Origin of the sequence: Streptomyces sp. NBC_00193, from assembly GCF_026342735.1 — a bacterium.
Taxonomy (GTDB): Bacteria; Actinomycetota; Actinomycetes; order Streptomycetales; family Streptomycetaceae; genus Streptomyces; species Streptomyces stoeckheimensis.
In genome coordinates this window covers 388,433-414,676 of sequence record NZ_JAPEMM010000002.1, presented here as the reverse complement: position 1 = coordinate 414,676, position 26,244 = coordinate 388,433, and the positions used below count along the sequence as shown (strand labels likewise).

26 protein-coding genes are annotated in these 26,244 nt (G+C 73.4%); 16 read left to right on the top strand and 10 right to left on the bottom strand.

Features of this window, described 5'->3' with window-relative positions; translation table 11 throughout:
• Window positions 1-224: 224 nt before the first annotated feature.
• From OG898_RS29995 to OG898_RS29985, 3 genes are all read left to right on the top strand, one after another.
• On the top strand, window positions 225-1,256 hold the full coding sequence (locus OG898_RS29995; RefSeq protein WP_250745701.1) for a helix-turn-helix domain-containing protein: 1,032 nt from the start codon (window positions 225-227) through the stop codon (window positions 1,254-1,256).
• A gap of 123 nt (window positions 1,257-1,379) precedes the next feature.
• Window positions 1,380-1,931, top strand: coding sequence for a rhodanese-like domain-containing protein (locus OG898_RS29990; RefSeq protein WP_266961173.1), 552 nt, complete (start codon window positions 1,380-1,382; stop codon window positions 1,929-1,931).
• A 147-nt stretch (window positions 1,932-2,078) separates the two neighbouring features.
• A complete protein-coding gene (locus OG898_RS29985) occupies window positions 2,079-3,197 on the top strand; it encodes an endonuclease/exonuclease/phosphatase family protein (protein ID WP_250745703.1) in 1,119 nt (372 codons plus the stop codon).
• A gap of 20 nt (window positions 3,198-3,217) precedes the next feature.
• Here OG898_RS29985 and OG898_RS29980 read toward each other — a convergent pair whose 3' ends face one another.
• Genes OG898_RS29980 through OG898_RS29970 form a run of 3 tightly spaced genes read right to left on the bottom strand, consistent with a single transcriptional unit; the run spans window position 3,218 to window position 4,874 of the window.
• Window positions 3,218-4,051 carry a class I SAM-dependent methyltransferase gene (locus OG898_RS29980; protein WP_250745704.1) on the bottom strand — a complete coding sequence of 278 codons (834 nt, stop codon included), beginning with the start codon at window positions 4,049-4,051 and terminating at the stop codon, window positions 3,218-3,220.
• Between the two features lie 8 nt (window positions 4,052-4,059).
• The gene (locus OG898_RS29975; RefSeq protein WP_250745705.1) at window positions 4,060-4,431 is read right to left on the bottom strand and encodes a helix-turn-helix transcriptional regulator; all 372 of its coding nucleotides are present in this window, start codon (window positions 4,429-4,431) and stop codon (window positions 4,060-4,062) included.
• On the bottom strand, window positions 4,428-4,874 hold the full coding sequence (locus OG898_RS29970; RefSeq protein ID WP_250745706.1) for an SRPBCC domain-containing protein: 447 nt from the start codon (window positions 4,872-4,874) through the stop codon (window positions 4,428-4,430). Before OG898_RS29970 ends, OG898_RS29975 begins: the two co-directional genes overlap by 4 nt.
• Window positions 4,875-5,000: 126 nt before the next feature.
• Between OG898_RS29970 and OG898_RS29965 the strand changes: the two genes are divergently transcribed.
• The 4 genes from OG898_RS29965 to OG898_RS29950 all read left to right on the top strand — a co-directional run bounded on the left by OG898_RS29965 (window position 5,001) and on the right by OG898_RS29950 (window position 8,192).
• Window positions 5,001-5,366 (top strand): iron chaperone, encoded by a 366-nt coding sequence (locus OG898_RS29965; protein ID WP_266961169.1) that lies wholly within the window; start codon window positions 5,001-5,003, stop codon window positions 5,364-5,366.
• A gap of 233 nt (window positions 5,367-5,599) precedes the next feature.
• Window positions 5,600-6,514: an RNA polymerase sigma-70 factor gene (locus OG898_RS29960; RefSeq protein WP_250745708.1), complete on the top strand. Its 915-nt coding sequence runs from the start codon at window positions 5,600-5,602 to the stop codon at window positions 6,512-6,514.
• 50 nt (window positions 6,515-6,564) lie between these two features.
• Entirely contained in the window at window positions 6,565-7,194 is a 630-nt protein-coding gene (locus OG898_RS29955) for a hypothetical protein (protein ID WP_266961167.1), read from the top strand.
• Window positions 7,195-7,412: 218 nt separating this feature from the next.
• Window positions 7,413-8,192: a VOC family protein gene (locus OG898_RS29950; RefSeq protein WP_266961165.1), complete on the top strand. Its 780-nt coding sequence runs from the start codon at window positions 7,413-7,415 to the stop codon at window positions 8,190-8,192.
• A gap of 9 nt (window positions 8,193-8,201) precedes the next feature.
• Here the strand turns inward: OG898_RS29950 and OG898_RS29945 are convergent, their stop codons facing one another.
• The 3 genes from OG898_RS29945 to OG898_RS29935 all read right to left on the bottom strand — a co-directional run bounded on the left by OG898_RS29945 (window position 8,202) and on the right by OG898_RS29935 (window position 10,998).
• On the bottom strand, window positions 8,202-8,786 hold the full coding sequence (locus OG898_RS29945) for a TMEM165/GDT1 family protein (RefSeq protein ID WP_266961163.1): 585 nt from the start codon (window positions 8,784-8,786) through the stop codon (window positions 8,202-8,204).
• Window positions 8,787-9,088: 302 nt separating this feature from the next.
• Window positions 9,089-10,306 carry a cytochrome P450 gene (locus tag OG898_RS29940; protein ID WP_266961161.1) on the bottom strand — a complete coding sequence of 406 codons (1,218 nt, stop codon included), beginning with the start codon at window positions 10,304-10,306 and terminating at the stop codon, window positions 9,089-9,091.
• Window positions 10,285-10,998 carry a TetR/AcrR family transcriptional regulator gene (locus OG898_RS29935; RefSeq protein WP_250745713.1) on the bottom strand — a complete coding sequence of 238 codons (714 nt, stop codon included), beginning with the start codon at window positions 10,996-10,998 and terminating at the stop codon, window positions 10,285-10,287. The genes OG898_RS29940 and OG898_RS29935 overlap by 22 nt, the downstream gene beginning before the upstream one ends.
• 164 nt (window positions 10,999-11,162) lie before the next feature.
• On the opposite strand from OG898_RS29935, the gene OG898_RS29930 reads away from it, so the two are divergent.
• Together OG898_RS29930 and OG898_RS29925 are read left to right on the top strand one after the other, a co-directional pair.
• On the top strand, window positions 11,163-13,286 hold the full coding sequence (locus OG898_RS29930; RefSeq protein ID WP_266961158.1) for an FUSC family protein: 2,124 nt from the start codon (window positions 11,163-11,165) through the stop codon (window positions 13,284-13,286).
• A 71-nt stretch (window positions 13,287-13,357) separates the two neighbouring features.
• On the top strand, window positions 13,358-13,813 hold the full coding sequence (locus OG898_RS29925) for an SRPBCC family protein (RefSeq protein ID WP_250745715.1): 456 nt from the start codon (window positions 13,358-13,360) through the stop codon (window positions 13,811-13,813).
• A 69-nt stretch (window positions 13,814-13,882) separates the two neighbouring features.
• Here OG898_RS29925 and OG898_RS29920 read toward each other — a convergent pair whose 3' ends face one another.
• Window positions 13,883-15,532 carry an alpha/beta hydrolase gene (locus tag OG898_RS29920; RefSeq protein WP_250745716.1) on the bottom strand — a complete coding sequence of 550 codons (1,650 nt, stop codon included), beginning with the start codon at window positions 15,530-15,532 and terminating at the stop codon, window positions 13,883-13,885.
• Between the two features lie 361 nt (window positions 15,533-15,893).
• On the opposite strand from OG898_RS29920, the gene OG898_RS29915 reads away from it, so the two are divergent.
• Together OG898_RS29915 and OG898_RS29910 are read left to right on the top strand one after the other, a co-directional pair.
• A complete protein-coding gene (locus OG898_RS29915; RefSeq protein WP_266961155.1) occupies window positions 15,894-16,667 on the top strand; it encodes a DUF4142 domain-containing protein in 774 nt (257 codons plus the stop codon).
• A gap of 9 nt (window positions 16,668-16,676) precedes the next feature.
• Window positions 16,677-18,071, top strand: a complete 1,395-nt coding sequence (locus OG898_RS29910) for a DUF1996 domain-containing protein (protein WP_266961153.1) — start codon at window positions 16,677-16,679, stop codon at window positions 18,069-18,071.
• A gap of 64 nt (window positions 18,072-18,135) precedes the next feature.
• Here OG898_RS29910 and OG898_RS29905 read toward each other — a convergent pair whose 3' ends face one another.
• Window positions 18,136-19,410, bottom strand: a complete 1,275-nt coding sequence (locus OG898_RS29905) for a CdaR family transcriptional regulator (protein ID WP_250745719.1) — start codon at window positions 19,408-19,410, stop codon at window positions 18,136-18,138.
• Window positions 19,411-19,985: 575 nt separating this feature from the next.
• On the opposite strand from OG898_RS29905, the gene OG898_RS29900 reads away from it, so the two are divergent.
• The 4 genes from OG898_RS29900 (at window position 19,986) to OG898_RS29885 (ending at window position 24,070) form a co-directional block, all read left to right on the top strand.
• Complete coding sequence (locus OG898_RS29900; RefSeq protein ID WP_266961151.1) at window positions 19,986-20,945, top strand: hypothetical protein; 960 nt, start codon at window positions 19,986-19,988, stop codon at window positions 20,943-20,945.
• Complete coding sequence (locus OG898_RS29895; protein ID WP_266961149.1) at window positions 20,942-22,393, top strand: NADH-quinone oxidoreductase subunit NuoF family protein; 1,452 nt, start codon at window positions 20,942-20,944, stop codon at window positions 22,391-22,393. Before OG898_RS29900 ends, OG898_RS29895 begins: the two co-directional genes overlap by 4 nt.
• A 114-nt stretch (window positions 22,394-22,507) precedes the next feature.
• A complete protein-coding gene (locus OG898_RS29890) occupies window positions 22,508-23,584 on the top strand; it encodes an SCO0930 family lipoprotein (RefSeq protein ID WP_266961147.1) in 1,077 nt (358 codons plus the stop codon).
• 6 nt (window positions 23,585-23,590) lie between these two features.
• Complete coding sequence (locus OG898_RS29885; protein WP_266961145.1) at window positions 23,591-24,070, top strand: hypothetical protein; 480 nt, start codon at window positions 23,591-23,593, stop codon at window positions 24,068-24,070.
• Between the two features lie 34 nt (window positions 24,071-24,104).
• Here the strand turns inward: OG898_RS29885 and OG898_RS29880 are convergent, their stop codons facing one another.
• Together OG898_RS29880 and OG898_RS29875 are read right to left on the bottom strand one after the other, a co-directional pair.
• On the bottom strand, window positions 24,105-24,299 hold the full coding sequence (locus OG898_RS29880) for a hypothetical protein (RefSeq protein WP_266961143.1): 195 nt from the start codon (window positions 24,297-24,299) through the stop codon (window positions 24,105-24,107).
• 18 nt (window positions 24,300-24,317) lie between these two features.
• Entirely contained in the window at window positions 24,318-24,566 is a 249-nt protein-coding gene (locus OG898_RS29875) for a hypothetical protein (RefSeq protein ID WP_266961141.1), read from the bottom strand.
• 317 nt (window positions 24,567-24,883) lie between these two features.
• Between OG898_RS29875 and OG898_RS29870 the strand changes: the two genes are divergently transcribed.
• A complete protein-coding gene (locus OG898_RS29870; protein ID WP_250745725.1) occupies window positions 24,884-26,236 on the top strand; it encodes a radical SAM protein in 1,353 nt (450 codons plus the stop codon).
• The last annotated feature ends 8 nt before the right edge of the window (window positions 26,237-26,244 follow it).

Genomic DNA, 26,244 nt, shown 5'->3' with positions numbered 1-26,244 from the left:
GACATATCGGAACGCACTGAGTGAATCTCCCATTTTTCGGCAAGTTCTGGCCTAGGTCCGCGATTTTGCCCCAGGCCGGGGGCCTTGCCGCAAGCCCCCCAGTGCGCTATATGTTGTACATGGCAAGGAGTGCGTATTCCTCCTCGCCGCCCTCCACGCACTGCGCGCCCCCTCCGCCACCCGCCCGATGAGGCCCGGTGAGGACGGCTGGCTACAGTACGGCCATGACTTCCCAGGCCGTACCCCTTCACCTCAAGAAGCCGGCCCCGGCCCATGTGGTGGCCGTACTCGCCTTCGACGGAATGGCGCCCTTCGAACTGGGCGTGGTGGTCGAGGTGTTCGGCCTCGCCCGCCCCGAGCTGGGGGACCTGCCCTGGTACGAGCTGCGGGTCTGCTCGGCGGAACCCGGCCGGGACCTGCGCGTGGTGGGCGGGTTCACCCTCCGCGCCGAGCACGGGCTCGACGCCCTCTCCGCCGCGGACACCGTGATCATCCCCGGAGTCTCCCCGGCGGGCGGCACCATCGCGCCCGCGCTGGTCGACGCCCTGCTCAAGGCCCACGCCCGGGGCGCCCGCCTGGTCTCCATCTGCTCGGGCGCCTTCGCGCTCGCCGCGACCGGTCTCCTCGACGGCCGCCGGGCCACCACCCACTGGCGCTACGCCCGCACCCTCGCCGAGCGCCACCCCGCGGTCGAGGTCGACGCGGACGTCCTCTACGTCGACAACGGCGACGTCCTGACCAGCGCGGGCAGCGCCGCGGGCATCGACCTCTGTCTCTACCTGGTCCGCGCCGACCACGGGGCCGCCGTCGCCAACACCGTGGCCCGCCGCTTCGTCGTGCCACCCCATCGCGAGGGCGGGCAGGCCCAGTTCATCGAGGCGGCGGTGGGGGAGATAGGACCCGACGGCGCCGACGACGGGATCTCCCGGAGCATGGCCTGGGCCCTGCAGCGGCTGTACGGCCCGCTCTCGGTCCCGGCCCTGGCGCGCGCGGCGAACATGTCCGAGCGCTCCTTCCTCCGCCACTTCACCCGCCGCAACGGTGTGAGCCCGATCCGCTGGGTGGTCTCCCAGCGGATCGCGGCGAGCCTGCCGTTGCTGGAGTCGGGAGAGGGCACGGTGGACGAGGTCGCCGCGGCGGTCGGCTTCGACTCCACCGCGACCTACCGCCACCACTTCACCCGGCAGATGCGCACGACGCCGACGGCCTACCGGAAGGCGTTCGTCAGGGTCACCGCGCCCCTGGCGGGATCTTGACGAGTGAAGGCGTTTACGCCACTCGTCGTGGAGGTGGCAGGGACAGAGGATGGAGTCATCGCCGCAAGGGAGTCCACCCGGTCGGCGAACCCCCGCCCTCCGCCCCGTACAAGGAGTTCCCCGATGTCCGTGACCGCCTCGTCCATCGTCACCGCCGCGACCACCCTGACCGTCCCGTCCGCCCTGACCGCCCCGTCCACCGTGACCGACGAGCCCACCAGCGCCGTTCTCTCCGTCCCCGCCGCGGCTCCGGCCGTCGCAGCCGCCCACTACGCCGCGCGGCTCGCCTTCGAGGCGGACGTCTCGGACGTACGGGCCGACCTGCTCTCCGGTGTCCCCGGTCTGGTCGTGGTCGACTCCCGCAGCGAGGCCGCCTGGGACCAGGGCCACATCCCGGGGGCGCTGCACCTGCCCACCGCACGGATCGCGGAACTGGCGCCGACGCTGATCGACCCGGCCCTGACCGTGGTCACCTACTGCTGGGGCCCCGGCTGCAACGGCGCCACGCGCGCCGCGCTGGCCTTCGCCCGCCTGGGCTACCAGGTGAAGGAGATGCTCGGCGGATTCGAGTACTGGGTCCGCGAGGGCTTCGCCTTCGAGACCGCCCAGGGCACCGACCAGCGCGCCATCGACGATCTGACCGCCCCGCGCTCGGGCATCTCCTGCGCCTGCTGAGCAGACGGTGGCGGCGCCGTTCCGCGAGGAGGACGCGAGGCGCCCGTAGGCCGTCCAGCTCACCCCGGATCGTCAGAGGCCTTCAGCCGATCTAGATTTCGGCGCGTATGCGGGCATTCGCCCGCCTCGACCGGAAGGGCTGCCCGCATGGCCGGCCGTTGGATCACCTCCTCCCTGTGCGCACTCGCGCTCCTCGCACCCGCGTCGATCGGCGCGGCCTCGGCCGCCGAAGCCGAAGCCGAAGGCGGCCGTACGGCCTTGCGGGTCATGACCCGCAACCTCTACCTCGGCGCCGACCTCGCACCCGTACTCGCCGCCACCAGCCCGCAGGGGCTCGTCGCCGCGGTGACCGCGGTATGGGCCAACGTCCAGGCGACGGACTTCCCAGAACGGGCCGAAGCGCTGGCCGACGAGATCGCCGAAAGCGATCCTCATCTCGTCGGCGTCCAGGAAGCCGTGCTGTGGCGCAGTCAGACGCCCGCCGGGCCGGGGAGCGCCACCCACGTCGAGTACGACTTCCTGCAGATCCTCCTCGACGAGCTCTCCGCCCGGGGCAAGCACTACGCGGCCGTGGCGAGCGTCACCGTCGGCAGCGACTTCGAGGCCCCTCGCTCCACGCCCGGCGGTCTGCAGGACATCCGCCTCACCGACCGCGACGTGCTCCTGGCCCGCACCGACCTGCCCGCACACAAGTTCTCCGTGGCCAATCCGCAGTCCGCCCGGTTCCAGAGCCACCTGCCCGTCTGCCGCCCCGTGCTGGGCTGCCCGCCCAATGCCCCGCTGCGCATCGAGCGCGGCTGGGTCGCAGCGGACGCCACGCTGGGCGGACGCACGGCCCGCGTGGTGACCACCCATCTCGAGCCCGCAGCCCCCGCCGTCCAGGAAGCACAGGCCGACGAACTGATCGCCGGCCCGCTGAACACCACGCTCCCCACCGTGCTGCTGGGCGACCTCAACTCGGCCGCCGGCGGAGTCGGTGCGACGCCGGGCACCGACACGCAGAGCCACAACCGCCTCCTCGCCGCCGGATTCACCGACGCCTGGACCGCCACCCGCCCGCGCGACCCCGGATTCACCTGCTGCCAGGCCCCCGACCTGCGCAACGCCACCTCCACGCTCACCCAGCGCATCGACTACGTGCTCTTCCGCGGCAAGGTCAAGGCGCTGACGGCCCACCGGGTGGGCCACGCCCAGGCCGACCGCACCCCGTCGGGTCTGTGGCCCTCCGACCACGCCGGTGTCCGAAGCGTGCTCCGGCTGCGCTGAGACCCGGTGGTCCCGCGCCCTCAGGCCGCCAGTGCCGTGGTGATCACCAGCGGGGGCGCGGACCGCTCCGCCGACCAGGTGCGGCCGGCGGCGAGATCCGGGTCGACGAGACCGGGGAGGCCGAGGGCCTCGTCCACCGTCGGACGGTGCTGGACGAGGTCCGCGAATCCGGCCCGCTCCAGGAGGGCCGGGTAGAAGTCCACGGGCCAGGCGTGGTTGGGCATCGTCTGCCAGCTGCCGTCCGTGCGCCGGAGCCGTACGGGCAGTTCGTCGCCCGGGCCGTACGCGCCGCCAGGGTCGCCGATGCTCAGCGAGGCGTACTCCCTCCCGCTGCACGCGGGATCGGTGGCCAGCAGGACGAACGGGCCGCCGGGGCGCAGGATCCGGCGGATCTCCCGGAACACCGCGAGCACCGCCTCCTCGGTGGGCAGCGACGCCAGGACGTGGTTGCACATCACGGCGTCGGCGCTGCCGTCGGCCAGGCAGGCCGTCCGCCCGTCCGTGACCAGGTGGTACTCGGCGACCGCCGTCCCCGAGCCGCGGGCCAGCGCGAGCATCTCGGGGGAGGTGTCCACCCCCAGCACCTTCGCTCCGAGCTGCCGGGCCGCGCGGTCGGCGACCTTGCCCGGCCCGCACCCGTAGTCCACCAGGACGGATCCGCTCCCGACCCAGCGGGCCAGGCTCCGGAAGACGAAGGGGTACCCGAGCAGCCAGTCCGTGGCCGCCTCCACGGCGGCGAAGGCCCGCGCGCCCTCCGGCCCGGACCAGGCGACGGGCTCCTGCCCGCCGCCGTGGTCCGCGCCGCCCGTGCCGGCTCCTGCGTCTTGTCCGCTTCCCTCTGGCCAGTCGCTCACAGTTCCCACTATCGGGCCGTGGTGTCCTCCTGCGCATCCCGTTCCGCCGCCTCGGCGATCCGTTTGACGGCCGCGAGCCGCCGGTCCCAGTCGGCGGCGAGGGTGGCCATCCACCTGGCCGTCGCGTCCAGGGCCGCGGGACGCACGGTGTACCGGACCTCGCGTCCGACCCGGCTGCCGGAGACCAGCCCGGCGGCGTCCAGGACGGCGAGGTGCTTGACCACCGCCTGCCGGGAGACGGGCAGCCCCTCGGCAAGGGTGGTCGCGGTGACCTCGCCGTGGGCGGCGAGCAGACCGAGCAGCTTGCGCCGGGTCGGGTCGGCCAGTGCGACGAGGACGTGGTCGACCGCCTCGTCGGCGCCGGGGTGTTCCTGGCTCACGCGGCCGGTTGTTCGGCGCGCTTCTTGAAGGCGTCGAGCACCTGCGGCCAGCCGCCGGTGTTGTCCTTCAGCGCCTTGCCGCGCAGCTCCTCGGACCCGGCCAGGGCCGCGAACCCGCTCTCCACGACGCGGAGCCGGGTCTTGTCGCCCTCGCGGCTCAGCGTGAACTCCACCAGGGTGCTGTTGTCCTCGCGCAGCTCCTGTCCGGGGAAGGCGCTGGCCCACCGGTACGCCAGGTAGGTCGGAGGGTCGACCTTCTCCACCCGTACCGGGAACTCGCCGTACTCGCTGTTCTTCGCCACGATCGACTCCCCTTCCCGGGCCACCGTGCCGGCCAGGCTCCCCTCGTCGGCCACCCAGAAGCCGGGCTCGGCCACCAGGGACCAGACCCGGTCCAGGGAGGCCTCGATCAGGGTGTCGCGTTCGATCCGGTCCGCGTTCATCAGGGACTCCTTCGTCGCAAGCCATCGCATGATTCGGTGCAACTCCAGGGTTGCACGTCCTCCCATATCCCGCAACCGCGGAGTTGCGCGAGGACGTGCCGTGCGGGTTCGCCTAGGCTCGGAGCCATGGTGCAGAGCCGGGCGGAGAACGTGGACGCATACCTCGCCGAGGTCCCCGAGGAGCGCAGGGAGGCGCTGATCCGGCTGCGTGAGCTGTGCCGTACCGAGCTGCGCGGATTCACCGAAGCGATGGCGTACGGGATGCCCGTGTACGAACGGGGAGGCGTCGGGGAGATCGCCTTCGCGAGCCAGAAGCGGTACGTCTCCTTCTACCTGATGCGCGACGAGGTCCGCGAGGCCTTCGCGGAGCGGCTCGCGGACCACGACATGGGCAAGGCCTGCCTGCGGTTCCGCAAGCCGGAGAAGATCGACTTCGCGCTCCTGGAGGACCTGCTGCGGGCCACGGCCGCCGCTCCCGGGAAGATCGGCTGACCGCTGCGGCCCGTGTCGCCGGGACGACGGAAAGCGCAGTGCGCGTACAACCCCTCATGACCGTCGGGGGTCTTGTGTCCGAAACCGCGAAACGAAGGAGACGGACACCGCGGCCGGACGGAACGCTTGAGTCGACCGGCCTATGCGTTGATCATGGGTCGAGCCGTGAGTCGATCATGAACCGATCCGAACCGCCGGTGGACCGGCGGAACTTGACGGGAAGATAACCAGCTGTGGACATACCCCCCTTGCAGACCCCCGATACGGCGACCGACACCTTCGTCGCCCACCGCAACCTGCTCTTCACCGTCGCCTACGAGATGCTCGGCTCGGCGGCCGACGCCGAGGACGTGCTGCAGGAGACCTGGCTGCGCTGGGCGGGCGTCGACCTGGACACGGTCGGCGACCAGCGCGCCTACCTGGTGCGGATCACCACCCGCCAGGCGCTGAACCGGCTGCGCACCATGAGCCGCCGCAAGGAGGCCTACGTCGGCCAGTGGCTGCCGGAACCGCTGCTCACCACGCCGGACGTGGCCGAGGACGTGGAACTGGCCGAGAGCATGTCGATGGCGATGATGCTGGTCCTGGAGACGCTCGGGCCGACCGAGCGGGCCGTCTTCGTGCTCCGCGAGGTGTTCGGCCTCGACTACGAGGAGATCGCCACCGCCGTCGACAAGACGCCGGCGGCCGTCCGGCAGATCGCCCACCGGTCCCGCAAGCACGTCGACGCGCGCCGCCCCCGCCGGGCGGTCTCCCCGAGCGAGGCACGGGTGGCCGTCGAGCTGTTCCAGCGGGCGTTCGAAACCGGGGACCTGCAGGGCCTCCTCGACGTGCTCGCCCCCGAGGTCGTCTACATGGGCGACGGGGGCGGCATCAAGCACGCCGCACTGCGGCCGGTCGTGGGCGCCCTCCATGTGGCCCGCCTGTTCACCGGTATGACGGGCAAGGCCGGGAAGGCCGGGATCGGTCTCTCCTTCACTCCGACCATGGTCAACGGCACCCCGGCCCTGGCCGTCCACGTGGACGGAGTGCTCGACGGAGTCATCGCCGTCCGCGTCGAGGAGACCCGCATCACCGGCCTCTACTTCGTCCGCAACCCGGAGAAGCTGTCCCACGTCGACACCGAGACCACGCCCACCCTGCGGTGAGTCCCGGGTGGCACGTACCCGGCGGGGGAGGGGCTGGCAGCATGTCGCCCATGCCCTCCCCCTCCATGGAGCACGAGTCCGAGCCCGAGCCCGCACCCGCCGGCCCCGTCCGCCACCAGGACCACGGCACGTGGCTGGCGCAGTTCACCGGCCGGGTGCTCGTGGTCTGTCCGCGGTGCGGCGGCCGCGCGCTCGTCCTGCCGCGGCCCGGCCTCCCGAAGCCGAAGTACTTCAGCGCCCTGCTCTTCCAGCCCCGCCGACTCGCCTGCGCGGGCTGCGGGGCCCTCGCCGACTGGACGGCACAGGAGCGGGGCGCCGCCCTGGTCGGGGTCTCGGTCGGCGGCACCGAGGACCCCTTCTTCCGGCGTCCGCTCTGGCTGCAGACCCGCTGTGCGGGACGGATCCTCTGGGCCTACGACGAGGAGCACGTCGAAGCCCTCGCCGCCTACGTGGGCGCCCGGCTGCGCGAGCGCCACACCTCCCCGACGCTGTCGATGTTCGCCCGGCTGCCGGCCTGGATGAAGTCCGCAGCGCGCCGTGACGAGGTACTGGCCGGGCTGGAGACCCTGCGGACCCTCGCCGGGCTCTCGGCCCCGGCCGACCGCTCCGACGCGGCCCACGACCGGGGCGACCGCCCGCGCCACCAGGGCAGCGTGGTGTTCCGCGGCGGTCCCTACTAGAACCGGGCCTGCGGCGCGGGATGCGACCGGGCGGGTGGGCGACCGACGGCCCGGTGGGCGGCCCGGCGGGCGGGCCGGCGGGCGGGCCGGCGGGCGCGCGCACCGGCCGAATGCGGTGTGCCGGGGGGACCCGTACGTGTGGCGCTGGGAGGGGATGCCGGGGTGAGGGGCCACTCTGCGGGTACCTCGCATCCGAAACCCCATCGCAGGAGGACTCCATGCTCGGTACCGACTACCGCACCGGCTCGCCCAACTGGATCGACCTCGGGAGCCCCGACATCCCCCGGGCCGCCGCCTTCTACCGGGCCGTCTTCGGCTGGGAGTTCCACCTGCTCGGGCCCGAGACCGGCGGGTACGGGTTCTTCCAGGTGGACGGGAAGACCGTCGCCGCGGTCGGGCAGCTCGACCCGGGGGCGACCTCCGCGTGGACCGTGTACTTCCGGACCGACGACGCGGAGGCCACCACCCGCGGCGTGCGCGACGGCGGGGGCGCCGTACGCGTCGAGCCGATGGACGTCATGGGGGAGGGGTGGCTCGCGCAGTACACCGACCAGCAGGGCGCCGACTTCGCCGTCTGGCAGCCGGGCCGGACCCCGGGCCTGGAGCTGGCCTCCGCCGACAACGCGCTGTGCTGGGTCGAACTGCACGTACCGGACCCGATGGCGGCGCTGGCCTTCTACGGGGCCCTCTTCGGGATGCGCTCACAGGCGATGGAGGCGCCCGGCATGACCTACCAGGTGCTCAGCACCGCCGACGGGGACCAGGAGGACGGCTCCTTCGGAGGGGTGGCACCGCTGATGGAGGGGGAGCGCGACGCCCGCTGGGTGCCGTACTTCGCGGTCGCGGACGTGGACGCCGTCGTGAGCACCGCGCGCACCAGCGGCGGCACGGTGCTGATGCCGGGCGCGGACGTGCCCGACGTCGGGCGGATCGCCTGGCTGGCGGACCCGAGCGGGGCGGTCTTCGCCCTGCTCAAGGCCGCGCCGCGGGGCGAGTGACCCGGAAGATCAGCCGGTGAAGGCTTCGACGAGCGTCCAGACGGCCAGCGCGGCCATGCACAGGGCGCCGAAGCGCTGAACGGTCTTGAGAGGGACCCGCTTGGCGATGAACCGGCCCACGACCAGGGCGAGGGCGGACACCGACATGAGGGCTGCCGCCGAGCCGATGGCGGTGGGCGGCCAGCCGTTGGTGGCGGCGAGGTTGGCGGTCGTGATCTGCGTCAGGTCGCCCCACTCGCCGATGAAGACGGCCATGAACGCCGTGGTGAAGACGGGCCAGAAGCCGGTGACGGCCTTGGCCGCCGAGTCCGCCTCGTCGTCGTCGGCGCCGGAGCGCATCATGACGATGGCGCCGAAGGCGAACAGGGCGGCGGAGGTGAGCTTGACGGCCATGTTCGGCAGCATGCCGATCAGGCTTCCGGCGCCGACCGCGATGGCCACGTGGACGATGAACGCGGTGGAGGTGCCGAACCACACGTACAGCGGGCGCATCCGGGTGCCCATGGCCAGCGAGGCGAACATGGTCTTGTCGGGGAGCTCGGCGAGGAAGATCAGACCGAAGGCGGTGAAGATCGCCACGGGGTCGAGAGCCATTCCGGGTGCTGCTTTCTGCTGGAGCCGGGCTCAGATGGCTCGGATCGGCACCCAGCGGGGAGGCGACGGGAAGAACCACTCGGCCCGGCACGACGAAGCGGCCCACACGGTGATGTGGGACGGGTCATGCCTTGGCCGAAGGTCTCGTCCGCCCCGCGCGTGAAGCGCGGTGGCCCGGTGGCCGGGACCCGTCGGGGCGTCCAGTATGTCGACCAGCGGTTTTCGGGACTACTCCCCTTCGCTGCCGACCACTCTAACAGCGACGCACAGTGCCCCGGCAGGGCCGAAAGTCCCGGGAGCGGCTATCCGAAGCGCACCGGGAGGTACTTGACCCCGTTGATGAAGTCCGAGCGCAGGCGGCGCACCTCCCCCGAGAGGGACACCTCCGGATGCCGCCGCAGGAGCTCCCGGACCAGGGCCTTGATCTGGGTGCGGGCGAGGCCGGCCCCCAGGCAGAAGTGGGGGCCGCCGCCCCCGAAGGTGAGGTGCTCGTTCGGGGTGCGCCGGATGTCGAAGGCGAAGGGGTCGGCGAAGACCTCCTCGTCGCGGTTGGCGGAGGTGTAGTAGGTGACCACCTTCTGCCCCTCGGCGACGGGCCGACCGCGCAGCACGGTGTCACGGGTGGCCGTGCGCCGGAAGTTGTGGATCGAGCCGCCCCAGCGCAGGAACTCCTCCGTCGCCGTGGTCCACAGGGCCTCGTCCTCGGGGGCCGCGGCCAGTTCGGCGCGCGCCGAAGGGTGGTCGATCAGGGCGATCAGGGCACCGGAGAGCAGATTGCGGGTGGTCTCGTTGCCGGCGACGCAGAGCAGGACGAAGAACATGTTGATCTCGTCCGGCGACAGCCGGTCCCCGTCGACCTCGGCGTGCACCAGCGTCGAGAGGATGTCCTCCCGCGGGCGGGCCCGCCGCTCCGCGGCCAGCGCGTCGCAGTAGGCGTAGATCTCGGCGGCCGCCATGTCGCTGTCGTGCTTGCCAGCCGAGAGCTCGGGGTCCTGGGAGCCCGCCATCCGGTTGCTCCACTCGAAGATCAGCCGCTCGTCCCCCTCGGGCACGCCGACCATCTCGCAGATCGTCTGGATCGGCAGCCAGGCCGCGACCTCCGCGACGAAGTCCATGTCCCGGCCCGGGGTGACCGCGCGCTCCACCAGGGTCACCGCCCGCTCCTGGATCCGGGCCGCGAGCCTGCGTACGACCCGGGGCGTGAAACCCGCGCTGACCAGCGAGCGGTACCGGGAGTGGCGCGGGGCGTCCATGCCCAGCAGGACCAGGCGCAGGGTCTCCAGGGACTTGGGGTTCTGGTCGCGGATCATGAAGGAGCCGAGTTCGGTGGACCACAGCTCGGGATCGCGGCTGACGGCCTTGACGTCGGCGTGGCGGGTGACGGCGTAGAAGCCGGCGTGCCGGCCCGGCACCTCGTGCCAGTGGACCGGGTCCTCGCGGCGCAGCCGGGTGAACTGGGCGTGCGGGACCTCGCGGGCCCAGGTGTCCTCAAGGAGGTCTATCTCGCCGGTGGGCAGCACGGGGCGGTTCCCTTCGTCGGACGGATCGGAGTCGTGGCCCCGCCGAGTCCCAGGACGGTGCCGAGGGCCTCGATGACGAGCCCGTCGGGGACGGCGCGCGGTTCGAGTCGGTGCTGCATGGAGAGGCCCAGGAGGATGCCGAGCACGAGGGCGCCGGTCTCCTGCGGCGTACGGGTCAGGGGGGTTCCGGTGGCCTCGGCCCAGTCGGCCAGCCCTTCGCCGAGCCGGGTGCGGATCTCGGTGTAGCGCTGGGCGAGCCGGTCCCCGATGAGGGGGCCGCGGGCGGCGTGCAGCCACAGCTCGGTCTCCAGGAGCAGCCAGGAGTCGCCGTGCTCGGGGTGCGGGCGGGTGAGGCTGCCCCACATCGCGGAGAAGTGCACGCCCGGGTCGGCCGGGTCCCCGGCCGCGATCTCCGCGGCCAGCTCCTCGCTCGTGCGCTCCTTCCAGACCTCCAGGAGCGCCAGCAGCAGGCCCTCCTTGCCGCCGAAGTGGCTGTACAGCGCGCCCGTGGTGCGTCCGGCCGCCTCGGCGACGGCTTCGGCGGAGACGGCGTGGAACCCCTTGTGGGCGAAGAGGTCGGCTGCCGCGTCGATGAGGCGGGCGCGGCTCTCGGACTTGCGCTGCGCCTGTGGGGTGCGCTGCGCCTGCGGGGTGCGGCGCCGGGGCTGTTCTGGCGTGCGGGACGGCTCCACCGGGCCTCCGGGTGCTGGTTGTATCGGGATGCCGGGAAGCATCGGGTGCCGAGCCGTGCCGGCCGCCGAGTTATATCGGGCTGCCGATATAAGTTGCGCCCTCCCTGATGAAGTGTCAAGGGATTCCACAGGACCGCACGGGCGCCCGGTGGGACGCTGAAAGGGTGCGTGCCGCCCTGAGTGAGCTCCGTACCGGCACCGGCCCCGTGCCGGCGGCCGCACGACGGGCCGTCCGGGTCACCCTCGCCGCCGGCCTCGGCTTCTACGCCTTCCTGTACGGACTGGACCGGCCCGTCGAGGCCACGTACGCCCTCTTCGCCGCCGTCGCGCTGGCCGGTCTCTCCCGCATCCCGGGCAGCGGCCGCCTGCGGGCCCTCGTCGTCGCCCGCGTGCTCCCCGCCGCCTGCGTCCTGGTGGTCCTGGGCACCCTGCTCGCGGTGCGGACCTGGGCCGCCGTGGCGGGGATGCTGGTCATCGGCTTCTGCGTGGCCTTCTCCTCGGCGGCGGGACCCCGTCTCGCGGGCGCCGCGCCCGGACTCCAGCTGCTGTACATCCTGCCCAGCTTCCCGCCGTACGCCCCCGACACCCTCGGCCAGCGGCTGACCGGCACCGTCGTCGGGGTCCTGCTGCTGATCCTCGCCGAAGCCACCGTGCTGCCCGACCCGGCCGTCCCCGGCTACCGGGACCTGGCCGCCTCGGCCGCGGCCGAGGCGGCCAGGTGCGCGGCCCTGCTGGAGCGGCCGCCCCACACCCTCCCCGCGGCGGAGGCCGCCCGCGCCGTGGAGCGGGAGCAGTCCCTGCGGCCCTCCCGGGTCGGGGAGGCGCAGCGGCCCGCCGGGCCCGGCGTACGGGAACGCGCGCTGGCCCACACCGGGCTGGCGGCCCGCACCCTGCTGGCCCGCCTCCGGTCCCTGCCCCCGCCGGAACCAGGACCGGCCACCGGGACGGCCGGGCCGGACCTGGTGGCGGCCGTGCGCGAGTCGGCCGCCGGGACGGCCGCGCTGCTCGGAGCGGGGGGCCCGCCCGCGACGGACTCGACGCGGCTGCGGGACCTGCAGGTCTCCCTCGCCCGGACCCCCGTGACCGGGCCCGGGCCCGGGTTCCGCAACGCCGCCCTGGTGGAGCTGGCGGAGGCCGCGCTCGTGCTGCGCGGCGCCGCCGGGATAGCCGTACGGGGGCGCGCGGGGGCCGCGGACGCGGTGGGGCCGGGGGTGGGACCGGCCGCCGGGCCACCCGACCGGTTCTGGTACGCCGGGGAGGGGCCGGTGCGGCTCTGGTGGTACCGGCTGGCCGGGAACACCGGGCCCCGGTCCGTGCACTTCCAGAACGCCGTCCGGCTCGGCGTGGCCCTCGCCGTCGCCCGGGCCGTCGCCGGGCTGGACTCCCTGCCGCACGGATTCTGGGCGATGCTCGCCGTCATCAGCCTGACCCGCACCAACGCCGTGCAGACCCGGGCCACCGTCCGGCTCGCCCTGATCGGCACCCTGGTGGGCGCGGTCGCCGCCGGCGGGGTCCTCGCGCTGGCCGGGGAGGCGAGCACGGTGTACGCGATCGTCCTGCCGCCGCTGATGCTGTTCGCGTTCTGCGTCGGGCCCGTGCGCGGCGTCGGCTGGGCGCAGGCCATGTTCACCCTGGTGGTGGCCATGGCCTTCGCCCAGCTCGCCCCCGTGACGTGGCAGTTGGCCGAGGTCCGGTTCCTGGACGTACTGGTCGGCAGCGCGATCGGGATGGTGTGCGGACTGCTGGCCTGGCCGCGCGGCGCCCACGACGAACTGGGGCGCGCCGTGGCCGCGCTGCTGCACGCCGCGGCCGACGACGTCCAGGCGGCCACGGCCGCCTTCGGCCGGGCCCGCGAGGTGCAGCCCGACCAGCGGGTGCGGCACGCGCTGGCCCTGGCGGAGAGCGCGTACGCCCAGTACCAGACGGAACGGCAGCGTCCGGCCGTCGCCGCGGGCCAGGACTGGCAGGCGGCGATGATGACCGGCCACCACGTCCTCTGGGGCGGCCGCAGCCCCCTCGGCACCCCGCCCGGCCCGCGCGAGGAGGCGATGGTCCGGGAGTACGGGGCCTGGGTGGCGGCCGGGCTGCGCCGCGCGGCGGCGGCCGCGGACCCCGTACGCGCCGCGGGGGCCCCGGACCCCGGTCCCGCCGGGCCCGCCCCCCGCCGGGCCGGACCCGAGGGCGCGCCGCCGGTGTTCTACACCGCGATGGCCTGGCTGGACTCGCTGACCGCGGACGTGGCGCTGTTCGACCGGGGTGCCGGGGCCCGAGCGCGCGGCGGTGCGTGAGGAGCGGGGCCCTGCGATCGTGGAAGGAGGGGTACCGGATCCGGCGGTGTGGCGTGTGGTGAGGAGCGGACATGTCCGGACTGTTCGAGGCGAGCGTCGAGATCGACCGGCCCGTCGCCGAGGTGTTCGCGTATCTCGCGGACGGGCGCAACGACCCGGAGTTCAGCCCGCGGGTCCAGCGGATCACCCGGAGCCCGGACGCCCCGACCGCCGTCGGGACGGTCTTCCGCAGCACGGTGAAGGACGCCGGAATGAAGACCGCCCGGGAGTTCCAGATCACCGAACTCGACGCGCCGGGGCGGATCCGCTGGACGGAGCTGAGCCACAACCTGGTGACCGCCGAAGGAGGCTACGACCTGGCCGAACTCCCCGGAGGCCGGACGCGGTTGCGCGTCTTCAACACCCTGACCGGGCACGGCTTCGGCCGCCTCCTGGTCGGCCTCGCCCTGAGCGCGGCGCGCAAGGACGCCCCCGACTTCGGCCGCCGGATCAAGGCGGCGGCGGAGGCGTCCCCACGGCCGGCCTGAGGCCTGTGCCGGATCGCCGGGTCGCTGGATCACCGGGTCACCGGGTCACCAGGTCACCGGCTCACCGGATCAGAAGCGTCCGGGCCCGGACGGAATCGGCAGCGGCTTCACCGGCGCCACCTGCCTCTCCCCGCCGGGTGCCGGCGCACGGCAGGCGATGTCCTCGGCGGGCAGCCGCCCGGTGGTCAGGTACGCGGTGACCGGGGCTGCGGCGCAGGAGGAGGGATCGGCCAGGTACACCCCGTGGCCCTCCGCGCCCAGGGCCAGCACCATCCGCGAGCCCTTCAGCGCGCGGTGCATGCCCTGCCCGCTGGCCAGCGGGGTCTGCGAGTCCCACTCGTTCTGCACGGTCAGCACCCGGGCGCGCGCCTTCATCGGGGTCTCGGCCTCGAGCGGCCGCGGCCAGAAGGCGCAGGGCTTGATGTTCGAGGCGAAGTCCCCGTAGAGCGGGTACGCGGCCTTGTCCCGGATCGCGTCGCGACGGTACCGCTCGGGATCGCGCGGCCAGGAGTCCGTGTCCCCGCACACCACGCTCCACAGGACGGCGACCGCGTTGTCGGAGGCCGGCTCGGCCGGGGCCGGCCCGGACTCGCCGGCGAGCGCCCGCTTCATGTTGAAGTCGGGCCCGGAGGCGCCGGGAGTGACGGCGGGCTTTCCGTCGGCCGCGTCCTTCAGGGCCACCACCAGCGGGGTGACCTGGGCGGGATAGAAGAACAGTGCGCGCGCGCCCCGGATGTCGTCGCCGTTGATCTTCTCCCCCTGGAAGACGATCGGATCCCGGTCGGCGCGCGCCACCAGGTCCCAGAAGGTCTTCGACACGGCCGCGGGGCTCTCTCCGAGGTGGAACTCGCCCGAGCGTTCCGCCGCCCACTGCGTCCACCGGGCGAAAGCCGGCTCGGACTCCGTGGCCCAGCTCCGGAACATGTTCCGCCAGATCAGGTCCGGGTCGACGCCGCTGTCGAGCACGAAGCGGTCGGTCCGGCCGGGGAACATCTGCGTGTACACCGCGCCGAGGTACGTCCCGTAGGAGTAGCCCAGGTAGGAGAGCTTCCGCTCGCCCAGGACGGCACGGATGGTGTCCATGTCGCGGGCGGTGTTGCGGGTCGTGATGTACGGGAGCACCGAGCCGGCCTTCTCCCGGCACTTCTCGGCGATGTTCCGCGCCCAGGCCACGTCGGAGGGGAAGGACCCGGGATGGTACGGCCGTTCGATGCCCTGCTCGGCCTCGGTCAGCCCGCAGCTGATGGGACTGCTGGCGCCGACCCCGCGCGGATCGAAGCCGATGAGGTCGTACTGTTCGGCCACCTCCCTGGGGACCACCTCGCCGAGGGCCAGCGGCAGATCCAGCCCGGGGCCGCCCGGGCCGCCCGGGTTCATCAGGAGGACCCCGTGCCGTTTCGCGGGGTTCGTGCTCTTCACCCGGGATATCGCCAGGTCGAGGGTCCGTCCCGACGGCCGCCGGTAGTCGAGCGGCACCTTGATGGTGGCGCACTCGTACGAGGCCGGCTGATCGGGGGAGCACCGGTGCCAGGCGGGCTTCTGCCGCAGGTACGCGGCGTCGGCCGGGGCGGCGTCGGTCCGAGCGCTGTCCGCGAGGACGCTGTCGGCCCGGACGCCGTCGGTGGGCAGGGCGGAGGCCTGGGCGGCCGCGAGCACCGGCACGGTACTCGCGAGGAGTCCGGCGGCGGCCAGTAAGGATGCCAGTCGTTTCTTGCGCACGGGGCGTTCCCTTCGGGTGGGCGGCGGTTCGCACCCCACCCTGGGTCACCCCGCAGGCCGGGCGAATCCACCTGAGGGGCGGGGCCCTCTACTCCTCGCGAATGACTGGAAATCCGGACAACTGGCCGACGCGCCGGGGTTTTTGTCCGCACATCGGATTCCGCGGCGCGGGCCTCGCAGCGGCCGGGCGCGCGGCACCGTAGCAGTCTTTCGGGGAGCTGCCCGGATGTTTGTCCAGTCCGGATGGGCCTTCGACGGGGGAGCCGGAGCCGGCACTAGCGTCCCTTGGCACCCGGGGACCCGCGGGAGCGGCGCGCTCCGTGCGGCGGCTCCCGGGCGTCCCGGGACCCAAGGAGGCACAGTGCTGTCAATCCGTCGGACGAACCTCGGCGGCATGTCGGTCGCTTCGCGACACGTCATGGGCACGGGCATCGTCATCGGAGCCCTCGCCCTCACGCTGATCGCGCTGCTGATACCGGTGCGGAGCTTCGGCGGCCGAACCGCCGCGGCGGCCCCGGCCCCCTCGCCCGCCGTCGCCACCTCACCCGCTCCGGGCTCCGCTTCCGCAGATGACGACGGCGCCGGAGTGATGAACACGGCCTTCGGGCCGCTGACCCCGCAGGACCGCGAGTTCGTGCGGAAGGTCCGCCTCGCCGGCCTGTGGGAACTGCCCGCGGGCAAGCAGGCCCAGGAACGGGGTACCCGCAAGTCGGTGAGGACGGCAGGCGAGCACCTCGTGGAAGGGCACACCGAACTGGACCGCAGGGTCCTGGAGGTGGGCGAGGCGCTCGGCGTCGAACTGCCGGACCGGCCGTCCGGACAGCAGCAGGCCTGGCTCGACCAGCTCGACCGGGCCCAAGGGGCCACCTACGAGCGGCTCTTCGTCCAGCTGCTGCGGCGGGCGCACGGGAAGGTGTTCACGCTCGTCGCCCAAGTGCGGGCGCAAACCCGCAACTCCGTGGTCCGCGAGCTGGCCACGGACGCCAACACCACGGTCCTGGACCACATCGCGGTCCTCGAAGCCAGCGGCCTGGTCGATTTCGAAGGCCTGGCGGACAGCCCTCCCGCGGCCGCCCCTCCCACGGCGGCCCGACCGGCGGACCCCTCTCCCACCGCCACCCGACCGAGGAAGTGAAGTGATCACATGCGCGACAACGACTCCACGCAAGGCCCGGCGCGCCAGGACGGGGCAGGGCACAAACGCAGGAGGCGGCCCCTGTACAAGGCACTCGCCGCCGCGTCCGCACTCGTCCTGGGCGGCGGCGCCGTCGTGATCGCGGGCCAGGTGGCCTCCGCGGGCCAGGATCCGGCGCGCCCGGCGCCGGTGACGGCCACCATCGACTGCCCCGACGTGGGAGACCGGCTGCGCGAGGTTCCCGATCAGGCGCGCGGCGAAGTGGACCGGGAACTCGCCGGTCTCGACACCCAGATCGCCGAGGCCTACCAGCGGCTCGCCACCGGCCGGGCGCCGGCCGACACGCTGCTCGGGGAGCTGAAGGGCCGGCGCGACGCGTCGATCGGCCGGGTCTCCGAGGCGATCGGACGCACCGCGGCCCGCCCGGACGGGCTGGCGGAGCTGAGCGCCTGCGCGATGCGGGAGGCGCCGGCCGCCGAGGAGGAGACCGCCGGGTTCGGCGCGGGCGGCGGCGCCCCGAAGGGGGGACCGGCCCGCTCCGACTTCGTCCGCATCGGCTCGGTCAAGCCGAACGTACGGCGCCCGGCACCCAAGTCCGGTGCCTCCAAAGGCTCCTTCGCCGTGGAATGCGGCCGCAACGAAGAGCGCCACCTCAACCCCGACAACGTGATCGTCGCCCCCGGGGTGAGCAACGGCGCCCACCACATGCACGACTACGTCGGCAACAGGACCACGGACGCCTTCTCCACCAACAACAGCCTCGCCGCCTCCGGGACCACCTGCACGAACGGCGACCTGTCCACCTACTACTGGCCGGTGCTGAGGCTGCGCGACGGCAAGGCGGAGCAGGACGCCGGAGCCCCGGGCGGCGGCCAGGACGCCAACGTGGGCACGATCCTGCGGCCGAAGCAGGTGACCATCGAGTTCAAGGGGAGCCCCGTCTCCCGCGTCACCGCCATGCCCCGCTTCCTGCGGATCATCACGGGCGACGCCAAGGCCTTCACCAACGGCCCGGCCAACGCCAACGCCTCGTGGAGCTGCACCGGCTTCGAGAACCGGCAGCTGAAGGACAAGTACCCGATCTGCCCCAAGGGGACTGACGTGGTACGGACGTTCTCCTTCCAGAGCTGCTGGGACGGCAAGAACACCGACAGCGCCAACCACCGCACCCACGTGGCCTTCGCCGGCCGCGACGGCTCCTGCCCGGCGGGCTTCAAGGCCGTGCCGCAACTGGTCCAGCGGATCGTCTACGCGACGCCCCCCGGAGCGCGCTTCGCGGTGGACAGCTTCCCCGAGCAGCTCCACAAGCCGGTGACCGACCACGGCGACTTCATCAACGTCATGCCGGACGAGCTGATGGCCCGGGCGGTGCGGTGCGTCAACGGCGGACGCGCCTGCCGCTGACCGGACGCGGAGGCGGTGCCGGCCCGGAGCACGCTCCGGGCCGGCACCGCCATGTGTGCGCTCTCTAGAGGCCGTTGACGCGGGCGATGCGGCCGTCGCCCGGAGACGGGCGGAATTCGGCGCTCACCACGCGCGCCCGGCGGCCGCCGCGGACCGGCCGCAGCCGGACCTGGGCCATCAACCGGCGGCTGCGCAAGGCCAGTTCCAGTTCGAAGCGGGTGCGCGGGTCCCGCAGGCCGGGCCCGAAGAGCTTCTCCAGCTGGCGCATCCGGTAGCGGACCGTCTGCGGGTGCACGCTCAGCGCCTTGGCCGCCTCGGGTGCCCCGCCGCCCTCCAGCCAGGCGAGCAGGGTCACTTCGAGCCGCTCGCTCTGGCGCGGGGTGAGGTCCGCCAGCGGCCGCAGCCAGCGTGCGGCGAGGGCGTGGGCCAGCGGCTCGTCCTGGAGCAGCAGCAGCGTCGAGAGGTGGTCGTCCACGAACACCGTCCGGGCGTCCGGGCCGGACCGGGCCTGAGGCGGGACCAGCGCGAGGAGGCGTACCGCCCAGCGCAGGGAAGAAGGGGTGTCGCCGGGGGCCACCGGGTGGCCGACCACGGCGAGACGGCCGCGCAGCGCGCCGTCCAGGGCGGTACGGGCCTCCGGGTCGGCGGTGGGAACGAGCAGGCAGGGCTGGCCCGCGACCATCCCGCCGAGGCAGTCGTCGAGGAGCGCCGCGAGCTGCTGGGTCTCGCCGGGCGAGGCCAGGGCGACCGCCCGTACGGCGACCGGGAGGGGCCACCCGGCCGGGCCGGCCAGTTCGGCGAGGGCCGGTTCGCGGTGCGGGGCGTCACCCGTGAGCAGGGTGAACAGCTCGCGCCGGGCGTGCTCGCGCACCGAGCCGAAGCGTTGTAAGGGCACGGCCTGCAGGGGTGGCGACTCCCCGCCGCGGAAGGCCGTGTGCGGGTGGGCGTGGGGGAGTGCGTGCGGGTGGGGCCGGGCGTGCTCGGCTTCGAAGTCGGCTGCCGCGGTGGCGGGTCCGGGGCCGGACCGGGTCGGCGCGTGCTGGTCGGCGGGTTCCTGCGCGTGGGCCGTGTCGTCGGCGTAGGCCCCGTCGGCGCCGCCGGTCCCCGTGCATCCGGCGCCGCCGGGGCCCTCGCGGTAGCCGAGGACGGTCAGCAGGGCCCCTTCCACCCTCCGTCTGACCACCTCGTCGCCGATGTCCTCGACGAGCGCCGAGAATCCGGGCACGGTCTCCCGTAGTTCCTCCACCATCCCCGCCGCCACCGTGGGCAGTTCCTTGCGCAGGACCCGGGTCCACTCGCCCCGGGGCCGGGACCAGATGCGGTTCAGAAGTTCGCACATTGTTACCTCGTTCAAGCCGGGGTATGGCCTGCCCCGTGGGACGGTGGCAAGCCCGCAGTCCCGCGGCATCGGCTCGATCGCCGTCGGGGAGGTGCGGCGGCGGATCAGGTGTCAACCCCGTCGCAACCGCACCACTGGAAGGGAATCTTCCGGGGATGTTCGATGCGATGGCTGTGCGAGGGCCAGAAATTATCACGTTTCGATAAATCCTGTGGAGGGCTTGCATGCCTCCACGATGCTTCTGCACTCCGGCCCCCGCTCCCGGCCGGCCCGGTGGGCCAGGCGCCCATCTCCCGCCCGCCGAGGAGCGGTTACGACGTCGACCCCCGGGCGCCGAGCGCGAGGTGGAAGTGCTCGGGTCCGGACGTATGGGAGACCACATGCCCCTGCTCCAGCCCCGCCCGCCCGGCCGTTCGCACCGGGCCCGTCGCACGAGAGGCCGTACCCGGCGCCATGCCGGGGCTCCCTCCGGAGCGCGATCCGGCCCGGTGCCCGGCCCGGCATCCGCGGCGGTGTCCCCGACGGCGTCGACACCGGCCACCCCGGCTGCACCTGGCGCCTCCGGCCGGCGGGCGGTGCGGCGTCCGCCGCTGCTGTCCGCCGCCGGGGGACCGCACCCCGCCGCCCTGGCCGCGGCGGCCCTCGCCGCCGGGGCCGCCCTGCTCGTGGCGGTCCGCGCCGGTGCGCTGACCCGCTTGTGGGACTTCCTCGACTACGCGGCCGGCGTGCTCTCGCTGGTCTCCCTCACCGGCGCCGTCCTGTGGGGCCTGGCGGCCACCGACCGCAGACTGCTCGCCTCCGGGCACCGGCTCGTCGCCCAGGCCGTGCACCGCGGCCTCGCCGTCGCCGGACTCGGCTTCCTCCTCCTGCACGTGTGGATCAAGGTCGGGCGGTCCCGGACCGACGCCGCCGCCGTGATCCTGCCCTTCACGGACGGCCAGCGGCCGTTGCTGATCGGCCTCGGCAGCCTGGCCGGCTACGGGTTCGTGGCCGTGGCCGTCTCCGGCGCCGTCCGCGGCACCTTCGCCGCCCGGGGGCGGTCCCTGTGGTGGCGGGCCCTGCACATGGGCGCCTATCCGGCCTGGGGAGCATCGCTGGTGCACGGGCTCAAGTCCGGCCGCGCTGCGAGTGGTTGGGTGACGACCGGGTACGCCCTGTGCCTGCTCGCCGTCGCCGGACTGCTGGCGCTGCGGCTGCGCGCGAAGCTCCGTACCCTCGCCGTCGCACTGCCGCGCACGAGGCCCGGTACGCCGCTGCGTGCGGAGGCCGCGCGGCCGTCCGGCGCACCGGCAGCGCCGCCGGTGCAGTCGCCGCCGCACGCACCGGCCGTACCCTCCCGGCCGCCCGGGCAGGCGCCGCCGCACCGGCCGGCGCCTTTCGTGCGCAGGCCGGCGGAGTGGGCGGCGGAACTGCTGACGGCACGCCTCACGCGGCAGCCGGGCACCACGGTGTTCCCCGGCCGCCCCGGCCGGGCCGCGGATCCGTCCGCGGGGCCCTCCGCCGAGCCGCTCGACGGCGTACGGAGCGGACGGTGAGCGGCTCCGGGACGCGGCCCGCCCTCGGCTGCGTCGGCGCACCGCGCCTGCTGGCCGGACTCGACACCTCCGAGCGGCTCGACCGCGAGGGCCATCTCAGCGTGCACGGCGCGCTGCCCCGCTACCCCGCCGAAGGACTCGTCGAACTCGCCGAGGGCATAGCCCTCGGCGGGCGCGGGGGAGCGGGCTTTCCCTTCGCCCGCAAACTCCGGGCCGTCACCCGGTCCGCCCGGGGACAGGACGGACGCACCGCCGTCGTCGTCAACGGGACCGAAGGCGAACCGAGTTGCCTGAAGGACGCCGCCCTGCTCCTCTACGTTCCGCACCTCGTGCTCGACGGCGCGCTGGTGGCCGCCTCCGCGCTCGGCGCCGAGGACGTGGTCGTCGGCGTCACCCGCCCGGACGTGGAGCGTTCGCTGACCGAGGCCGTCGCCGAACGGGGCCCGGCCGGGCGGCGCGTGCGCGTCGTCCGGCTCCCCGAACGCTTCGTCACGGGCGAGGGCAGCGCCCTCGTGAACGGCCTGGACGGCGGGCCCGCCCTCCCCTCCGGGCACCGGACGCGGACCAGCGAACGGGGTCTCGGCGGCCTGCCCACCCTGCTGTCCAACGCGGAGACGTACGCACAGCTCGCCGTCGCCGCCCGGCTCGGCGTGCCCGAGTTCGGGACGGCCGGGCTGCCCGACGAACCGGGCACGACCCTGCTGACCGTCGCCGGCACGACCGTCGTCGAGGTGCCCCTGGGCACGTCCCTGGCCTACGTGCTCGACCTGTGCGGCACGGTGCCCGGACAGGGTGTGCTGGTCGGCGGCTTCCACGGCCGCTGGCTGGACCCGGGGGCGGCGCGCGAGGCGCTGATCTCGCGGAAGTCCCTGGCGGCGTACGACGCGGTCCTGGGAGCCGGTGCGGTCCTGCCGCTGCCCGAGGACACCTGCCCGGCGGGCGAGGTGGCCCGGGTCACGCGCTGGATGGCACGGGAGTCGGCGGGCCAGTGCGGCCCGTGCGTCCGGGGACTGCCCTCGCTGGCGGACGCCGTGGAACGGCTCGTGACCGGCGGCGGCGGGGCGGCCCTCGACGCGGTGCAGGCCCGGATGCGGGGGGTGCGCGGCCGGGGAGCCTGCTCCCACCCGGACGGCACCTCCTCGTTCGTGGCCTCCGCGCTCGCCGTCTTCCCCGACGAGTTCCGCGACCACGCGCTCGGCAGCGGCTGCGGACGCCGCGTCCTGGGCGCCCTGCCGCTGCCCGCGGACGAGAGCCCCGAACGGCTCGTCGTGGACTGGACGTTGTGCAAGGGCCACGGGCTGTGCGTGGACCTGCTCCCCGATGTGGTGCGGCTCGACGAGGACGGCTATCCGGCGCGCGGCGTCATGCCGGTCCCCGGTCCGCTGCGGCCCAAAGCGCTGCGCGCGGTGCGCCGTTGCCCGGCACTCGCGCTCCGCATCCAGGAATGAGTTCACGCTTTGGCGTGATCTGACAAATTCCCGCGCCATCGAATGCAGCGGCCCTCGCAGACCTTATGAATATCCAGACGGAAGCACGCCGGATGGAAATCGAAGGAGAGAACCATGGGCAACAGGAACCGGGCGACCACGGCCGCCGCCGGATCGGTGCTGACGGTACTTCTGCTTGCGTCGGGGTGCGGCAGCGGCGATGACGACGCCCGCACGGTGACCGTCCGGGCGGCGGGAGCGGAAAGCGCGGTGGGCCACGGCGCCGGGGACGGAGCGGACTACGGCGAGGGGTACGGCGCCGGGGCGGAAGCGGATGCGGACGCCGATGCCGCTGCGGAGGAGGACCCGAGCCCGGCCGGCAAGCTGTCGGTCCGGGAGATCCCCGAGGTCGGCAGGGTGGTCACGGACGGAGCCGGAGCCACGCTCTACCGGTTCGACAAGGACACCGCCCAGCCGCCCCGTTCGAACTGCGCGGACGCCTGCGCCACGCTCTGGCCCGCGGTACCGGCGGACGGGGCCCAGGCCCCGGCCGGCGTGGACGCCGGGCTGCTCGGCTCGGTCGAGCGGCCCGACGGCACCCGCCAGCTCACGCTCGCGGGGTGGCCCGTGTACCGGTACGCGAAGGACACCCTGCCGGGCGAGGCGAAGGGCGAGGGCGTCGGCGGGACCTGGCACGCACTGGCGGCGGACGGCGGCAAAGCCGCGGACGGCGGCAAGGCGGCGGACGCCGGAAAGGATGCGGACGCCGGAAAGGATGCGGACGCCGGAAAGGATGCGGACGCCGGAAAGGATGCGGACGCCGGAAAGGATGCGGACGCCGGAAAGGAATCCGCGCCGCTCTCCGCCGTGAATGACGCGAAACTCGGAAAGCTCTTGGTGGACGGACAGGGACGCACCCTCTACCGGTTCGGAAAGGACAGCGCCTGGCCGATGAAATTCGGATGCCTCGACGCCTGCCTGAACACGTGGAAACCCGCCGCACCCGTGGAAGCCGACAAGGCCGTGGGAATTCCCGCCGGGCTGGTCGGATCCGCGGAACGTCCCGACGGAACGCGTCAGCTGACGATCGACTGCTGGCCGGTCTACACCTTCACCGGGGACACCGCACCGGGCCAGACCAACGGACAGGGCGTACAGGGCCTCTGGTTCGCGGTGAACGACGCGGGCAAGAAGATCCCGGCGAAGGGCTGACCGGCCGTGCTGCCCGACACGGGAGAAGGGACTCCCCGGACGCCCCGGTCTCCCCGGTCTCCTCGGGCGCCCCGCGCGATCGCCCTGCTCGCCGCCCTCCTCTGCGCGGGCTGCGCGGGCGCCCCGGGCGCCGGGGGAGGGGAGCCGGCGGCATCCCCGCCCCCCGCCCCCGAGCCGCTGGACCGGATCGCGGCCGCCCTGGGCTGCAGCCCCGAGGTGACCGTCGACGCGCAGGAGGTGCGTGAGGGCGCCTGCGCGGTGGGCGCGCAGGCCTTCCGGCTGGCCACCTTCAGCACGGCGGAGGGCCGTGCCGCGTGGCTGTCGGAGTCACGGCAGTACGGCGGCACGTACCTCGTCGGCGAGCGCTGGATCATCACGGCGCCCTCGGCGGACGCCCTGACCCCGGCCCGGTCCCGCCTCGGCGGCACCCTGGACTCGGCCCCCGCCCACACCCACACCGACACCCACACCCACGGAGCCGGGTAGACCGGACGATCGTGATCCAGGGGCGTCCGGCGGGTCAGTACCCCGGGTTCTTGCCCGCGGCGACGGTCTTGACCCGCTGGACCTGGACCGTCGCCACATGTTCCAGGTCGGAGGGCTTGATCTCGGTCGTGTGGACGTGCGCCACGACCGTGCCGATGCGCATGACCGCCACCGCGGTGGCGTCGTCCTGGAACGCGTCGATCTCGTCGGCCCCGGAAGCCACGGTCACCGGCTTGGACGGTTCTCCCTACTCGGCGGAGGACTTCCGCTCCGTGTCGGCCAGACTCTTCATGACGGCGCCCGCCTGCTTGTCCGTCTCGAAGGAGTAGAGCCTGAACTCCACGTGGTCGTCGGACGAGTTGCCCCGGACCTCCATGCCCTTGCCTCCGACGGCGACCAGCCCGGCGCAGGACGCCCCCGTCTCCTCGGCACAGTGCTTGACGGCCTCGGTCCCCTGGACCATGAAGGGGTCGCCCCCGACCATCACGTCGCTCACGCTCGGTCTGATTTGTCATGGCCACTCAACATCGTCAACGACAGCTCGACCAACTCCGCTGACCTGCAAGGACGCTCAGCGGACAACCGTCTCCGCAGGGCGGGGCAGGTCCGTCCGAGGAGCTGGTGCAAGACCTCGGCGGAGCTCGCCGGGCGGGCAGTGGGCGGCGCGGCAGAAGGCCTCGGGGCGCGAGCCGCGGGAGCCCTCCCTCTTCGGGGCGCGGAGGATGTCAATAGAGTGAGATCACCGCCGCGCCGCGCGGAACGCCAAGGGGGCGGACCGTCGCGGACCGGCACGAGCCTGGAATGGAGCCGCAGATGGAGAGTCCCAGCCGTACCGCGCTGATCGAGGACCTGATGGGGCGCTTCCCGCACGTGCCCCGGGAAGCCGTGATCAAGGAAGACCTCCTGCGGGGCGGCATGGCCTTCGACGAGTCCGCGCTCAGCGGAGGCGCCGACGGGGCTTCGGGCGACGTCAAGCCGAAGTCGTACTTCATCTTCTCCTTCGACCACCGCACCCTCCCGGAGCTCGGCGCCGCCGCGCTGAACCGGCCCCCGGAGGAGATCGTGCTCACGGGCGGCCCGTACGAGCTGCGCCGGACCGTGGTCTCCGTACGGGTCAACCCGGACTCCCCGTACGTGGTGCGCGGCGGGGAGGACGGGGCGCTCGGCCTGTACCTGGACGGCGTACGGATCGCGGACGTCGGCCTGCCGCCGATGCCGGAGTACTACAAGCACAAGCTGTCGAACGGCAAGTCGGTGATGGAGGTCGCGCCGACCATCCAGTGGGGCTACCTCATCTATCTGACGGTCTTCCGGGTGTGCCAGTACTTCGGTGCCAAGGAGGAGTGCCAGTTCTGCGACATCAACCACAACTGGCGCCAGCACAAGGCGGCCGGCCGCCCCTACACCGGTGTGAAGCCGGTCGAGGAGGTGCTGGAGGCGCTGGAGATCATCGACCGGTACGACACGGCGGGCATCTCCCGGGCCTACACCCTCACGGGCGGCTCGATCACCTCCCAGGTCGGCGGCCGTGACGAGGCGGACTTCTACGGCCAGTACGCCCAGGCCATCGAGGAGCGCTTCCCCGGCCGCTGGACCGGCAAGGTCGTCGCGCAGGCCCTGCCCCGCGACGCCGTGCAGCGCTTCCACGACCACGGCGTCAAGATCTACCACCCCAACTTCGAGGTGTGGGACGAGTACCTGTTCAAGCTCCACTGCCCGGGCAAGGAGCGCTACGTCGGCCGAGACGAATGGCACCGCCGGATCCTGGACTCCACGGAGGTGTTCGGCCCGCGCAACGTGATCCCGAACTTCGTCGCGGGCATCGAGATGGCCGAGCCCTTCGGCTTCACCAAGGTGAGCGAGGCGATCGCGTCCACCCAGGAGGGCCTGCGGTACTTCATGTCGCACGGTGTCGTCCCGCGCTTCACCACCTGGTGCCCGGAGCCGACGACCCCGCTGGGCAAGGCCAACCCGCTGGGCGCGCCCCTCGAGTACCACGTGCGCCTGCTGGAGACCTACCGGGCGACGCTGGAGGAGTTCGGCCTCAGCTCCCCGCCCGGCTACGGCCCGGCCGGCCCCGGGCGCGCGGTGTTCTCCGTCTCCTCCTTCATGGACAGCCTGGAGGGGCTGGAGGAGAAGGAAGGGACGGAGGAGAGCGCCTCCTGACCGGGGGC

What these genes read in the sequence shown, in the direction of transcription:
- OG898_RS29995 (WP_250745701.1), top strand. Translation starts at nt 225, where the DNA reads ATGACTTCCCAGGCCGTACCCCTTCACCTCAAGAAGCCGGCCCCGGCC.
- OG898_RS29990 (WP_266961173.1), top strand. Translation starts at nt 1,380, where the DNA reads ATGTCCGTGACCGCCTCGTCCATCGTCACCGCCGCGACCACCCTGACC.
- OG898_RS29985 (WP_250745703.1), top strand. Translation starts at nt 2,079, where the DNA reads ATGGCCGGCCGTTGGATCACCTCCTCCCTGTGCGCACTCGCGCTCCTC.
- OG898_RS29970 (WP_250745706.1), bottom strand. Translation starts at nt 4,874, where the DNA reads ATGAACGCGGACCGGATCGAACGCGACACCCTGATCGAGGCCTCCCTG.
- OG898_RS29965 (WP_266961169.1), top strand. Translation starts at nt 5,001, where the DNA reads ATGGTGCAGAGCCGGGCGGAGAACGTGGACGCATACCTCGCCGAGGTC.
- OG898_RS29955 (WP_266961167.1), top strand. Translation starts at nt 6,565, where the DNA reads ATGCCCTCCCCCTCCATGGAGCACGAGTCCGAGCCCGAGCCCGCACCC.
- OG898_RS29950 (WP_266961165.1), top strand. Translation starts at nt 7,413, where the DNA reads ATGCTCGGTACCGACTACCGCACCGGCTCGCCCAACTGGATCGACCTC.
- OG898_RS29945 (WP_266961163.1), bottom strand. Translation starts at nt 8,786, where the DNA reads ATGGCTCTCGACCCCGTGGCGATCTTCACCGCCTTCGGTCTGATCTTC.
- OG898_RS29925 (WP_250745715.1), top strand. Translation starts at nt 13,358, where the DNA reads ATGTCCGGACTGTTCGAGGCGAGCGTCGAGATCGACCGGCCCGTCGCC.
- OG898_RS29910 (WP_266961153.1), top strand. Translation starts at nt 16,677, where the DNA reads ATGCGCGACAACGACTCCACGCAAGGCCCGGCGCGCCAGGACGGGGCA.
- OG898_RS29905 (WP_250745719.1), bottom strand. Translation starts at nt 19,410, where the DNA reads ATGTGCGAACTTCTGAACCGCATCTGGTCCCGGCCCCGGGGCGAGTGG.
- OG898_RS29890 (WP_266961147.1), top strand. Translation starts at nt 22,508, where the DNA reads ATGGGCAACAGGAACCGGGCGACCACGGCCGCCGCCGGATCGGTGCTG.
- OG898_RS29870 (WP_250745725.1), top strand. Translation starts at nt 24,884, where the DNA reads ATGGAGAGTCCCAGCCGTACCGCGCTGATCGAGGACCTGATGGGGCGC.